The organism is Burkholderia sp. MSMB617WGS, assembly GCF_001532025.2.
Taxonomy (GTDB): domain Bacteria; phylum Pseudomonadota; class Gammaproteobacteria; order Burkholderiales; family Burkholderiaceae; genus Burkholderia; species Burkholderia savannae.
Genome location: NZ_CP013457.1, coordinates 767,609 through 780,364 on the forward strand (window position 1 = coordinate 767,609; position 12,756 = coordinate 780,364).

Genomic DNA, 12,756 nt, shown 5'->3' on the forward strand with positions numbered 1-12,756 from the left:
TCGCGCCGGCGCTTACAATCGGCGTGGGGCGGCTCGGCATGGGGCGGTTCGCCGCCGCGTGACCGCCGCGGCAGCGCCCCGCGCATCCGCTTTCCGACAATCGTTTTTTCGCCGCTCGACGCGGCTTGCATTGCGAGTCTCACGATGGATATCGATCAGTACATGACGGATGTCGGCCGCCGCGCGCGGCGTGCTGCGCGCGACGTCGCGCGCGCGTCCACCGCCGCGAAGAACGCCGCGCTCGAGGCGGTCGCGCGAGCGATCGAGCGCGACGCCGACGCACTGAAGGCGGCCAACGCGCGCGACGTCGCGCGCGCGAGGGACAAGGGTCACGACGCGGCGTTCATCGATCGCCTGACGCTGTCCGACAAGGCGCTGAAGACGATGATCGAGGGGCTGCGCCAGGTCGCGGCGCTGCCGGACCCGATCGGCGAGATCGGCAACCTCAAGTACCGCCCGAGCGGCATCCAGGTCGGCCAGATGCGCGTGCCGCTCGGCGTGATCGGGATCATCTACGAATCGCGGCCGAACGTGACGGTCGACGCGGCCGCGCTGTGCCTGAAGTCCGGCAACGCGACGATCCTGCGCGGCGGCTCCGAAGCGCTCGAGTCGAACACCGCGCTCGCGAAGCTGATCGGCGAAGGGCTCGAGGCGGCGGGGCTGCCGCAGGATGCGGTGCAGGTCGTCGAGACCGCCGATCGCGCGGCGGTCGGCAAGCTGATCACGATGACCGAATACGTGGACGTGATCGTGCCGCGCGGCGGTAAGAGCCTGATCGAGCGGCTGATCAACGAGGCGCGCGTGCCGATGATCAAACACCTCGACGGCATCTGCCACGTGTACGTCGACGATCGCGCGAACCTGACGAAGGCGCTCACCGTCTGCGACAACGCGAAGACGCACCGCTACGGCACCTGCAACACGATGGAGACGCTGCTCGTCGCGCGCGGAATCGCGCCGGCGGTGCTGCCGCCGCTCGGCCGCCTGTATCGCGAGAAGGGCGTCGAGCTGCGCGTCGACGCGGACACGCGCGCGGTGCTCGAGGCGGCGGGCGTGGGCCCGCTCGTCGACGCGACCGACGAAGACTGGCGCACCGAATATCTCGCGCCCGTGCTCGCGGTCAAGATCGTCGACGGGATGGACGCCGCGATCGGGCACATCAACGAGTACGGCTCGCATCACACCGACGCGATCGTCACCGAAGACCACGACCGCGCGATGCGCTTCCTGCGCGAAGTCGATTCGGCGAGCGTGATGGTGAACGCGTCGACGCGCTTCGCCGACGGCTTCGAGTTCGGCCTCGGCGCGGAGATCGGCATCTCGAACGACAAGCTGCACGCACGCGGCCCGGTCGGGCTCGAAGGGCTCACGTCGCTGAAGTACGTGGTGCTCGGGCACGGCGAAGGGCGTCAGTGACGAAAGGCGACTGATCAATGACCATGCTCTGGGTGAAGACCTTCCATATCGTGCTGATCGCGTCGTGGTTCGCGGGGCTTTTCTATCTGCCGCGCATTTACGTGAACCTCGCGATGGAGACCGATCCCGCCGCCGTCCGGCGGCTGCTCGCGATGGCGCGCAAGCTGTTCCGTTTCATGACGATCATCGCGGCGCCGGCGCTCGCGTGCGGCCTGTGGCTGTGGCTCGTGATCGGCATCGGGCAGGGGCAGGGCTGGGTGCACGCGAAGCTCGCGGTCGTGTTGCTGCTCGTCATCTATCACGCGTATTGCGGGCATCTGCTTAAGGCGTTCGAGCGCGGCGAGAATCGCCGCTCGGACAAGTGGTATCGCGTGTTCAACGAGCTGCCGGTGCTCGGGATGCTCGCGGCCGTCGCGCTCGCGGTGATCAAGCCGTTTTGAGCGCAGGCGGCGCTCGGCGTGGCCGCCGTCGCCGCGTCGATGCCGGCGCAGACGCCGGCGAGAAAGCCCCGGCCCTGGCGGCCGGGGTTTTTTGTATGGCGGCGTGCGATGGGGACGGGCGCGGAAGTCGTGGTGTTCGTCGTGCGAAGCGGGCGCTCAATGCCTTCTGTTCGTATGTCCGCGCTCGCGCTCGAAACCGAAGCCCCGGCTCGCAGCGCGACGCCCGAGACTCGAAGTTCGGCGTCAGAATCGGGGCGCGAGCGTGGCGAACTTTCGCGCGCGGCCGCCCGGCGTTCCGTTCACGCCGATCACGGGCTGGCGGCCGGCCCCGCAAGAGATTCGTGATATCAGAGGAACGTGCCTTGCCGGCCGCAGCGCGGTGTCGCGTGTCGCTTGTCCCCTTGCGGGACGGCCGGCAAGGGGCGTTCGCCAGCCCGTGATTGGCGTGAGCAGGCCCTAATCCTTCACGTCCTCGACGTCGCGCGCGATGCGTGCTTCGCGCGACGCATCCTTCGATTCCTCTTGCGATGCGTCTCCCGGCATGTTTCCCAACGTGCCGCCCGATACGCCGCCCGACGTGTCTCTCGCCCCGTCCTTCGTCGCCTCCTTCGCCGCCTCCTTCGCCCCCTTCGCGTCGACGCCGATCCGCCGCCGCGTGATCGCTTCCTTCGCGCGGCCGAGCCGGTCGACGAGTTCGGGCCCGCGCCGCAGCGCGACGCCGACCGCGAGGATGTCGCCGATCGCGAGATGCGACATCCGCGACGTCATCGGCGAGAACACATCGGTTTCCTCGGCGACGTTCGACGCGAGGCTCACCGTCGACAACTGCGCGAGCGGCGAGTGGCTGTGCGTGATCGAGATCACCTTCGCGCCGCACGCGCGCGCCGCGCGCGCGGCGTCGACGATGTCGCGCGTGCGCCCGGTGTTCGAGATCGCGACGACGACGTCGTTCGCGCCGAGGAGCGCCGCCGACATCGAGAACGTATGCGGGTCCGAGTACGCGACGCTCGGCACGCCGAGCCGGAAGAACTTGTGCTGGATGTCCTGCGCCGCGATGCCCGAGCCGCCCGCGCCGTAGAACTCGATGCGCGACGCGCGCGTCAGCAGCTCGATCGCGTCGGCGACGCTCGTCGCCGACAGGCTGTTGCGCACCTCGATCAGCGCGCCGATCGTGCGGTCGAACACCTTGCCGATGATGCCGGGTGCGCGCTCGTCGGGTTCGACGTCGCGATACACCGACGCGACGCCCGGCGCGACGCTCTGCGCGAGCCGGATCTTGAACTCGCGAAAGCCGCTGCAGCCGAGCGCCTGGCAGAAGCGTGCGATCGTCGGCTGGCTCGCGCCCGCGCGGGCGGCGAGCTCGATCATCGACAGATCGAGCACCTCGCGCGGCGCGGCGAGCACGAAGTCGGCGAGCTTGCGCTCGGACGGGCGAAGCTGGGCGCGGATCTTCTCGATACGGGGAAGCATGATGCGAATTGACGCAGGAGAGGTTGGGGGATGGATGTGAGTATCGCGGTAGTTTTGTAGAAAATCTACAAGAATTTTCTAGCGATTATCCTGATGAAGGTCATTGCGAATCAGGGTTAACGCTAGGTGTATATGCTGTATTCATCAGCCATGGCGTAGCGTTATCGCCGGCTTTGCTGCGCTGCGAGATTGCGAGCTTGTAGTTTTTCTACTAAACTCGCGCCGTTCGTTCGACTCGTCGGACGTCCCCACGATTCCAGCTTGCCGGCCTCGCCCGGCTCATGTGAGGAGCGCCCAGCATGGCCACGCTGCACCCCACTCTTGCGTCCGTCACCGAGCGCGTGATCGCGCGCAGCCGACCGACCCGCCAAGCCTATCTCGCCCGCATCGACGCCGCGCAGGGCCGCTTCCCGGCGCGCGGCGCGCTGTCGTGCGCGAATCTCGCGCACGGCTTCGCGGGCCTCGAAGGCAGCGACAAGTTCGCGATCAAGGCGATCCGCGAGCCGAACATCGGCATCGTGTCGGCGTACAACGAGATGCTGTCCGCGCATGCGCCGTACAAGAGCTTTCCCGACATCATCAAGGCGGCCGCGCGCGAGCGCGGCGGCGTCGCGCAGTTCGCGGGCGGCGTGCCGGCGATGTGCGACGGCGTGACGCAGGGCAATCCGGGGATGGAGCTGTCGCTGTTCTCGCGCGAAGCGATCGCGATGAGCACGGCCGTCGCGCTCACGCACAACATGTTCGATGCGGCCCTTTGCCTCGGCATCTGCGACAAGATCGTGCCGGGCCTCTTGATCGGCGCGCTGCAGTTCGGCCATCTGCCGACGATCTTCGTGCCGGCCGGCCCGATGACGAGCGGCTTGTCGAACGACGACAAGGCGAAGATCCGCCAGCAGTTCGCGACGGGCCAGGTGGGCCGCGACGCGCTGCTCGAGGCCGAATCGGCCGCGTACCACGGCCACGGCACCTGCACGTTCTACGGCACCGCGAACAGCAACCAGATGCTGATGGAAGTGATGGGGCTGCATCTGCCGAGCGCGGCGTTCGTCCATCCGCACACGCCGCTGCGCGACGCGCTGACGGCCGAGGCCGCGCGCCGCGTGCTCGAGCTCACGGCCGAGCGCGGCAACTACACGCCGATCGGCCACGTGATCGACGAGAAGGCGATCGTCAACGGCATCGTCGCGCTGCTCGCGACGGGCGGCTCGACGAACCACACGCTGCACCTCGTGGCGATCGCGCGCGCGGCGGGCATCCTGATCGACTGGGACGACTTCGACGCGCTGTCGGCCGCGGTGCCGCTTCTCGCGAAGATCTACCCGAACGGCAAGGCAGACGTGAATCACTTCCACGCGGCGGGCGGCATCGCGTTCCTCGTGCGCAACCTGCTCGAAGGCGGCTTGCTGCACGACGACGTGACGACCGTCGCGGGCAAGGGCCTTGCGCACTACACGAACGAGCCGCGCCTGATCGACGGCAAGCTGACGTGGGTGCCGGGCGTCGACGCGAGCGGCGACGACAAGGTGCTGCGGCCGATCGCCGCGCCGTTCCAGCCGGACGGCGGGCTGCGCCTGATGCAGGGCAGGCTCGGGCGCGGCGTGATCAAGATTTCGGCGGTCGCGCCCGAGCACCGCAAGGTGAAGGCGAGCGCGATCGTGTTCGATTCGCAGGAAGCGGTGCAGGCCGCGTTCGACGCGGGCGAGTTGAAGCGCGATTTCGTCGCGGTCGTGCGGTTCCAGGGCGCGCGCGCGAACGGGATGCCGGAGCTGCATCGCCTTACGCCGCTGCTCGGCGTGCTGCAGGACGAGGGCTACCGCGTCGCGCTCGTGACGGACGGCCGGATGTCCGGCGCGTCGGGCAAGGTGCCGGCCGTGATCCACGTGTCGCCCGAGGCGCTCTTGAGCGGCCCGCTCGGCAAGGTGCAAACGGGCGATACGATCGTGATCGACGCGCAAGCCGGCGTGCTCGACGTCGAGATCGACGATGCGCAATGGGCGGCGCGCGCGGTCGCGCGGCCCGCGCATCAGGCGGAAAACGAAGTCGGCTTCGGCCGTGAGTTGTTCGGCGTGTTCCGCGCGGCGGCCGCGCCGGCGGAGCAGGGCGCGTCGGTGTTCGGCGCGTTGGTGGGCGAAGCGGCCCACGTCACCGCATAAGCGAAAAGGAGCTGCATTGATGAAGACGATTGGCGAGATCGTGAAGCTGGGCCCGGTGATTCCGGTGCTTGCATTCGATTCGGTGGAACAGGGCGAGCAAGTGTCGCGCGCGTTGCACGCGGGCGGCGTGAAGGTGCTCGAGATCACGCTGCGCACCGCGGCCGGGCTTGAAGCGATCAAGCGCGCGAGCGAGCTCGCCGACGACATCGTCGTCGGCGTCGGCACGATCACGAAGCCCGAGCAGTGCGCGCTCGCGAAGCAGGCGGGCGCGAAGTTCGGCGTATCGCCCGGCCTCACGAAGGAGATGCACCAGGCGGCCGTCGACGCCGGCCTGCCGCTTCTGCCCGGCGTGATGACGCCGACCGACATCATCGTCGCGCTCGAGCTCGGCTACGAGATCGTGAAGTTCTTCCCGGCGCAGCAGGCGGGCGGCGTGCCGATGCTGCAGGCGTTCCACGGCCCGTTCCCGGCGCTCAAGTTCTGCCCGACGGGCGGCATCACCGCCGAGACCGCGCCGAACTTCCTGAAGCTGCCGAACGTCGTGTGCGTCGGCGGCTCGTGGCTCACGCCGAAGGCGGCGCTCGCCGCGCAGGATTGGGCCGAGGTCACGCGCCTCGCGCAGGCGGCGAGCCGCCTCGCGCGCTGAACGCCGCCGAGCGCATGCCAGCGGAAACCTTCGGACGAAACAATCGATCTGGTTGTTTTTGCGAGGGTTTTTGCCTATGGAACCGGTTCTATCGCGGCCCGTTAAACAAAAGTAAAATTCAGCGTCCCGACGGGCGGTCAGCCGCCTCGTTTCGGAGACCTGCATAGTCGGGCGCGGCTCGCCGCGCCCGGCCCGATACATCCCAAGGAGGAGTGCTACATGGGGGCTGTCCAAGGCAGCATGCTGCTGATTTACACCGTGATCGCGATTGCGGTGCTGATCCTGATGATCGCGCGCTACAAGGTGTATCCGTTCCTCGTGCTCATCATCGTGTCGCTCGGTCTCGGCCTCGTGGTCGGCATGCCGATGGACAAGATCGTGAAATCGTTCGAGGCGGGCACGGGCGGCACGCTCGGCCACATCGCGATCGTCGTCGGTCTCGGCACGATGCTCGGCAAGATGATGGCCGAATCGGGCGGCGCCGAGCGGATCGCGACCACGCTGATCGACTGGTTCGGCGAGAAGAACATTCACTGGGCGATGATGTTCGTCGCGATCATCGTCGGCTTGCCGGTGTTCTTCGAAGTCGGCTTCGTGCTGCTGATCCCGATCGCGTTCAACGTCGCGAAGCGCACCGGCAAGTCGCTGCTCGTCGTCGGCCTGCCGATGGTCGCGGGCCTGTCGGTCGTGCACGGCCTGATTCCGCCGCACCCGGCGGCGCTCCTGGCCGTTCAGCAGTACGGCGCCGACATCGGCAAGACGATCGCCTACGGCCTCATCGTCGGCGTGCCGACCGCGATCGTCGCCGGCCCGCTGTTCGCGCTCACGATCTCGAAGTTCGTGAAGCTGCCGGAAAACAATCCGCTCGCCGCGCAATTCGTCGAGACGCACGCGGCGGGCCAGCAGCGCGAGCTGCCGGGTTTCGGCATCACGCTGTTCACGATCCTGCTGCCTGTCGTGCTGATGCTCGTCGGCAGCTGGGCCGATCTCGTCTTCGCGCCGAAGTCGCTGCCGAACAATCTGCTGCGCTTCGCCGGCAACTCGGACGTCGCGCTCCTGATCGCCGTGCTCGTGAGCTTTTACACGTTCGGCAAGCTGCAGGGCTTCAAGCGTGACCAGATCCAGAAGTTCTGCGGCGAATGCCTCGCGCCGATCGCGGGCATCACGCTGATCGTCGGCGCGGGCGGCGGCTTTGGCGGTATCCTGCGCGACAGCGGCATCTCGCAGCAGATCGTCGCGACCGCGACGCACGCAAGCCTCTCGCCGCTGTTGCTCGGCTGGTTCGTCGCGGCGCTGATCCGTCTCGCGACGGGCTCGGCCACCGTCGCGATGACGACGGCCTGCGGCATCGTCGCGCCGATCGCGTCGGCGTCGGGCGTCGTGGTCAAGCCGGAGCTGCTCGTGCTCGCGACGGGGTCGGGATCGCTGATCTTCTCGCACGTGAACGACGGCGGCTTCTGGCTGATCAAGGAATATTTCGGGATGACCGTGGGCCAGACGTTCAAGACCTGGACGCTGCTCGAAACGATCATCTCGCTGCTCGGTCTCACGTTCACGCTGTTGCTGAGCGCGGTTCTGTAACAAGGGGTAGTCATGATTCTGATCGCAATGGGCGTGTCGGGCGCGGGCAAGTCGCGGATCGGCGAGATGCTCGCCGAACGCCTGTCGTGCAGCTATACCGACGGCGACGCGTTTCACAGCGCCGCCAACAAGGACAAGATGCACCGCGGGATTCCGCTCACCGACGAGGATCGCTGGCCGTGGCTCCAGTCGATCCGCGACGCCATCGAGGCGAAGCAGCGCGCGGGCGAGACGGCCGTGTTCACGTGCTCGTCGCTCAAGCGCGCGTACCGCGATATCCTGCGCGGCAACGATCGCGACGTGCGCTTCGTCTATCTGAAGGGCTCGTTCGACATGCTGCGCGAGCGCCTGAAGACGCGCACCGGGCACTTCTTCGATCCGTCGCTGCTGCGAAGCCAGCTCGAGACGCTCGAGGAGCCGGGCCCGGACGAAGCGATCGAAGTCAGCATCGAATTGACGCCCGACGAAATCGTCGATCGCGTGATGAGCCAACTCGGCGGCGCGCGGCAGCAACAGCAGCAACAGCAGCAACAGCAGCAATGACCGCGCGCGGCCGCGTCGCGGCCGCCGCCGTGCGTCGCCGAGGCTCGGCGGCGAAAAGAAAAGGCGCCCCGCGGGGCGCCTTTTGCATTGCGTCGACGACGCGCGTTACGCGATGCGCTGCGCCAGCTCGACCGCCTTGCCGATGTACGACGCGGGCGTCATCGCGAGCAGGCGCGCCTTCGCGTCCTCGGGAATCGCGAGCGTGCCGACGAACTGCTGCAGCGCGTCGCGCGTGATGCCCTTGCCGCGCGTGAGCTCCTTCAGCTGCTCGTACGGATTCTCGATGCCGTAGCGGCGCATCACCGTCTGCACCGGCTCGGCGAGCACTTCCCAGCAGTTGTCGAGGTCTTCGTTCAGGCGCTGCGGGTTCACTTCGAGCTTGTCGAGGCCGCGGATCAGCGAATCATACGCGAGCAGCGAATAGCCGAGCGCGACGCCCATGTTGCGCAGCACCGTCGAATCGGTCAGGTCGCGCTGCCAGCGCGACACCGGCAGCTTGTCGGCGAGGTGGCGCAGCGTCGCGTTCGCGAGGCCGAGGTTGCCTTCCGAGTTCTCGAAGTCGATCGGGTTGACCTTGTGCGGCATCGTCGACGAGCCGATTTCACCGGCCTTCGTCTTCTGCTTGAAGTAGCCGACCGAGATGTAGCCCCACACGTCGCGGTCGAGGTCGAGCAGGATGGTGTTCGCGCGCGAGACCGCGTCGAACAGCTCGGCCATGTAGTCGTGCGGCTCGATCTGGATGGTGTACGGATTGAACGTGAGCTTCAGGCGGTTCTCGATCACGTCGCGCGAGAACGCTTCCCAGTCGAACTCCGGATACGCGGAAAGATGCGCGTTGAAGTTGCCGACCGCGCCGTTCATCTTGCCGAGGATCTCGACCTTCTCGATGCGCTCGATCGCGCGCGCAAGACGCGCGGCGACGTTCGCGAGCTCCTTGCCGAGCGTCGTCGGGCTGGCCGGCTGGCCGTGCGTGCGCGACAGCATCGGCTGCTCGGCGTGCGCGTGCGCGAGCGCGACGAGGCGGCCGTGGACCGTGCGCAGCGCGGGCACGATCACGTGCCGGCGCGCGCCGGCGAGCATCATCCCGTGCGACGTGTTGTTGATGTCCTCCGACGTGCACGCGAAGTGGATGAACTCGCTCGCGCGCTCGAGCTCGGCCTGGCCTTTGACCGATTCCTTCAGCCAGTACTCGACGGCTTTCACGTCGTGGTTCGTCACGCGCTCGATTTCCTTGATGCGCGCGGCGTCGTGCGCGGTAAAGCGCTCGACGAGCTGCAGCAGGAACTGCTCGGCCGCCTCCGAGAAGCGCGGCACTTCGGCGAAGCCGGCGCGCGACAGCGCGATCAGCCAGTGCACCTCGACGGTGACGCGGTGGCGCATGAAAGCGGCCTCGGAGAGCCAGTCGCGCAGCGCTTCGGTCTTGCTGGCGTAGCGGCCGTCGATGGGCGAGAGCGCGGTGAGGGCGAAAAGGGTATCGGGACGGGTGTCGGACATGATCGGGCGAGGCTTGCGGCCGCGGTTCAAACGTGAAGGGGGAGAACCGCGAATTTTACCATCGGCGCGCGGCCGCCCGGCCGCCGCGCGCCGTCGTCGAAAATGCTCAGTCGCCGACGCGGGCGGCGCCGCCGATCGGCATCGCGCCGGAGGCCGCCGCCGGCTCGGCCGCGGCGAGCTCCGGCGCGGCCCAGCGCAGCCACTGCGCGCGCAGCATCGCGAGCGCGACGAACGCGCAGGTCGAGAGCGCGCCGAACGTCGCGAAGCCGAGCTGGTAGCTGCCCGTGCTTTCCTTCGCGATGCCCATCACGACGGGCAGATAGAAGCCGCCGATGCCGCCCGCCGCGCCGACGATGCCGGACAACAGGCCCGTCTTGCCCTTCCAGCGGTGCGGGACGAGCTGGAACGTCGAGCCGTTGCCGAGGCCGAACGCGACGTACAGGCACACGAGAAGCGCGATCCCGCCCGCGAGCGGCGGCATCACGGCCGCGAACGCGAAGTCGGCGGCGGCGATCACGGCGAGGATGACCATCAGCGCGCGCACGCCGGTGATGCGGTCGGCGAGGTGGCCGCCGAACGGGCGCACGATCGCGCCGAGGAACGCGAGCAGCGACATGAAGAGGCCCGCTTCGATCTTCGGCATCTGGTAGAGCGTCGTGAGGAGCAGCGTCACGTACGACGACATCCCGACGAAGCCGCCGAACGTGATGCTGTAGATCAGCATGATCACCCACGTGTCGCGCTCGGCGAGCACCGAGCGATAGCGGCCGGGCAGCACGGCGATCGCGAGGAGCGCGCCCATCACGGGGAGCAGCAGCACGCCCGTCTTGCCCGCACCGAACACGCCCGCGTGCACGGCGAGCACGAGCGCGACGAGGCCGACGAGCGTGAACACGAACGCGCCGAACGCGCGCTTCGCGCTGCCCGATTTCTCGCCGCGGTCGTCGGCCCACGCGAAGAGCGCGAAGCCGGCGATCGCGAGGAGCGGCAGCGCGGCCGCCGTCGAGAACTTCCAGCCGAGCGCGGCGGCGATGTGCGGGAACATGAAGCCGTCGAGCACCGCGCCGATGTTGCCCGCGGCGGCGAGGCCGAGCACGAGGCCCTGCACTTTCGGCGGATAGCTGCTGCCCGCCATCGGCAGCGCGACCGCGAAGCTCGCGCCGCCGATCCCGAGGAACACGCCGAGCACGAGGAGCAGCGTGTACGACGGCGTGCCGGGCACGAACGGCAGCACGACGGCGGGCAGCGCGGACAGCAGCACGCCGATCAGCGCGATGCGCCGGCCGTTGGCGGACTGGTAGAGGTTGCCGAGCGTCACGCGCAGGATGGCCGCCGCGAGTACCGGCACAGCGACGAGAAAGCCCTGCTGCGCGGCCGTCATCGCGATGTCCTTGCTGATGAAGGGCGCGAGCGGGCCGTACAGCACCCAGACGGTGAAGCCCGTATCGAAGTAGAGGAAGCACGCCAGAAGCGAGCGCCAGTTGCCGCTTCGGAGGGAGGTGCGCAGAGTATCCATCGGTAAAGCCTCGCGTATGCCGGACGACGGCGGATGGTGGAAAAGGGGCGACGGGCCGCTGCGCGGTGCGCGGGACAGGCCGACGCGCAGTTCCGCAAGCTTCATGCCAATGAAGTGCATGTTTTGTTCCAAACGGCGCGAACGAACGCCGCACAAGGCCGGCGGGAAAAACGGCGTTGCCGGCGCTCGGGTGCCGACGCGCGACGGCGCGACGCCCGCGCGCACCGGCGGCAGGCGCGCGCCGCGGCGCGCGGCACCGCGCCTGTGCGTGCGCGCGGCGTTGGTGCGGCGCGGAAAGTGTGAAGAATCAAGCACGTGGAGACGCGCCCGGGCAGGCGCCGGGCTGCTTGCCGCAGCGAAAGCCGATGCGGACATGCATCCGCGAGCGCCGTCGGCCGGTGCGCCGGCGCGGCCGACGCCTCCGGCCGCTAAAATGCGTGCTTCTTCCCTCGCATTCGCTTTGCGCAGCAAAGGCACGCATGGAACTCAAATGGCTCGAAGACTTCGTGTCGCTCGCGGAAACGCGCAGCTTCAGCCGCTCGGCCGAGCTGCGGCACGTGTCGCAACCCGCGTTTTCGCGCCGAATCCAGGCGCTCGAGGCGTGGCTCGCCACCGAACTGATCGATCGTTCGGTCTATCCGACCCGCCTCACGCAGGCGGGCCAGGTGTTCTATGAACAGGCGCTCGCGATGCTGTCGCAGGCGCACGAGGCGCGTACGCTGCTGCGCGGCCACGTCGGCGCGCCCGTGCCGACGATCGAGTTCGCGGTGCCGCACACGCTGTCGCTCACGTACTTTCCGCGCTGGCTGCAGCGCATCGAGGCGAAGATGGGGCCGGTCCACACACGGCTGCGCGCGCTGAACGTGCACGACGCGGTGCTGTCGCTCGTCGAGGGCGGCTGCGATCTCGTGATGGGCTACCACCACCCGAGCCACCCCGTCGCGCTCGATCCGGCCCGCTACGACATGCTGACGCTCGGCGTCGAGCCGATCAGCCCGTTCTCGGCGCCCGGCCGCGGCGGGCGCGCGCGCTACGCGCTGCCCGGCATGGCCGATGCGCCCGTGCCGTACCTGTCGTACACGCCGAACGCGTACCTCGGCCGGATGACCGAGGTGATCATCGCGAACGCGCGCTCGCCGCTCTTTCTCGACAAGGTCTACGAGACCGACATGGCCGAGGCCCTCAAGGCGATGGCGCTCGCCGGGCACGGCGTCGCGTTCCTGCCGCACAGCGCGGTCGAGGACGCGGTCGCGAGCGGCCGCCTCGTGAAGCTCGGCCGCGCGGCGAAGGGCGGCGCGGAGCCGTTCACGCTGACGATGGAGATCCGCCTTTATCGGGACAAGCTCGCGGTGCAGGGCGACGAGCCGCGGCAGAAACTCGTGCGCGCGCTCTGGGACGTGGTGCGCGAGGAGCTCGGCGCGGCGGCCTGACGCGGCGGCCGGGCGCGGCATCTCCGGCGCGACGCGGCAATCGCACGCCGTTGCCGCACCGCCCGCG

General features: G+C 68.5%; 10 protein-coding genes. 7 read left to right on the top strand and 3 right to left on the bottom strand.

Annotation, left to right across the window (positions count from 1 at the left end; translation table 11 throughout):
- Window positions 1–144 precede the first annotated feature (144 nt).
- Window positions 145–1,416: a glutamate-5-semialdehyde dehydrogenase gene (locus WT60_RS03910; RefSeq protein ID WP_038754236.1), complete on the top strand. Its 1,272-nt coding sequence runs from the start codon at window positions 145–147 to the stop codon at window positions 1,414–1,416.
- Between the two features lie 17 nt (window positions 1,417–1,433).
- Complete coding sequence (locus tag WT60_RS03915; protein ID WP_081990064.1) at window positions 1,434–1,856, top strand: CopD family protein; 423 nt, start codon at window positions 1,434–1,436, stop codon at window positions 1,854–1,856.
- A 456-nt stretch (window positions 1,857–2,312) separates the two neighbouring features.
- Here the strand turns inward: WT60_RS03915 and WT60_RS03920 are convergent, their stop codons facing one another.
- A complete protein-coding gene (locus WT60_RS03920; protein ID WP_060356323.1) occupies window positions 2,313–3,326 on the bottom strand; it encodes a MurR/RpiR family transcriptional regulator in 1,014 nt (337 codons plus the stop codon).
- A gap of 299 nt (window positions 3,327–3,625) precedes the next feature.
- Between WT60_RS03920 and edd the strand changes: the two genes are divergently transcribed.
- The 4 genes from edd to WT60_RS03940 all read left to right on the top strand — a co-directional run bounded on the left by edd (window position 3,626) and on the right by WT60_RS03940 (window position 8,249).
- Window positions 3,626–5,479 (top strand): phosphogluconate dehydratase, encoded by a 1,854-nt coding sequence (edd, locus tag WT60_RS03925; RefSeq protein WP_038754227.1) that lies wholly within the window; start codon window positions 3,626–3,628, stop codon window positions 5,477–5,479.
- Between the two features lie 19 nt (window positions 5,480–5,498).
- Window positions 5,499–6,125 carry a bifunctional 4-hydroxy-2-oxoglutarate aldolase/2-dehydro-3-deoxy-phosphogluconate aldolase gene (eda, locus tag WT60_RS03930; RefSeq protein WP_038754224.1) on the top strand — a complete coding sequence of 209 codons (627 nt, stop codon included), beginning with the start codon at window positions 5,499–5,501 and terminating at the stop codon, window positions 6,123–6,125.
- A gap of 219 nt (window positions 6,126–6,344) precedes the next feature.
- On the top strand, window positions 6,345–7,706 hold the full coding sequence (locus WT60_RS03935; protein WP_059583347.1) for a gluconate:H+ symporter: 1,362 nt from the start codon (window positions 6,345–6,347) through the stop codon (window positions 7,704–7,706).
- Window positions 7,707–7,718: 12 nt separating this feature from the next.
- Window positions 7,719–8,249, top strand: a complete 531-nt coding sequence (locus tag WT60_RS03940) for a gluconokinase (protein ID WP_060356322.1) — start codon at window positions 7,719–7,721, stop codon at window positions 8,247–8,249.
- A gap of 105 nt (window positions 8,250–8,354) precedes the next feature.
- Here the strand turns inward: WT60_RS03940 and purB are convergent, their stop codons facing one another.
- Window positions 8,355–9,743, bottom strand: coding sequence for an adenylosuccinate lyase (gene purB / locus WT60_RS03945; RefSeq protein WP_038754525.1), 1,389 nt, complete (start codon window positions 9,741–9,743; stop codon window positions 8,355–8,357).
- Window positions 9,744–9,849: 106 nt separating this feature from the next.
- A complete protein-coding gene (locus tag WT60_RS03950) occupies window positions 9,850–11,259 on the bottom strand; it encodes an MFS transporter (RefSeq protein WP_060356321.1) in 1,410 nt (469 codons plus the stop codon).
- Between the two features lie 479 nt (window positions 11,260–11,738).
- Between WT60_RS03950 and WT60_RS03955 the strand changes: the two genes are divergently transcribed.
- Window positions 11,739–12,689, top strand: coding sequence for a LysR substrate-binding domain-containing protein (locus WT60_RS03955; protein ID WP_060356320.1), 951 nt, complete (start codon window positions 11,739–11,741; stop codon window positions 12,687–12,689).
- Window positions 12,690–12,756: the final 67 nt, after the last annotated feature.

Coding starts and splice junctions, on each gene's coding strand:
- WT60_RS03910 (WP_038754236.1), top strand. CDS start 145: ATGGATATCGATCAGTACATGACGGATGTCGGCCGCCGCGCGCGGCGT.
- WT60_RS03915 (WP_081990064.1), top strand. CDS start 1,434: ATGACCATGCTCTGGGTGAAGACCTTCCATATCGTGCTGATCGCGTCG.
- WT60_RS03920 (WP_060356323.1), bottom strand. CDS start 3,326: ATGCTTCCCCGTATCGAGAAGATCCGCGCCCAGCTTCGCCCGTCCGAG.
- edd (WP_038754227.1), top strand. CDS start 3,626: ATGGCCACGCTGCACCCCACTCTTGCGTCCGTCACCGAGCGCGTGATC.
- eda (WP_038754224.1), top strand. CDS start 5,499: ATGAAGACGATTGGCGAGATCGTGAAGCTGGGCCCGGTGATTCCGGTG.
- WT60_RS03935 (WP_059583347.1), top strand. CDS start 6,345: ATGGGGGCTGTCCAAGGCAGCATGCTGCTGATTTACACCGTGATCGCG.
- WT60_RS03940 (WP_060356322.1), top strand. CDS start 7,719: ATGATTCTGATCGCAATGGGCGTGTCGGGCGCGGGCAAGTCGCGGATC.
- purB (WP_038754525.1), bottom strand. CDS start 9,743: ATGTCCGACACCCGTCCCGATACCCTTTTCGCCCTCACCGCGCTCTCG.
- WT60_RS03950 (WP_060356321.1), bottom strand. CDS start 11,259: ATGGATACTCTGCGCACCTCCCTCCGAAGCGGCAACTGGCGCTCGCTT.
- WT60_RS03955 (WP_060356320.1), top strand. CDS start 11,739: ATGGAACTCAAATGGCTCGAAGACTTCGTGTCGCTCGCGGAAACGCGC.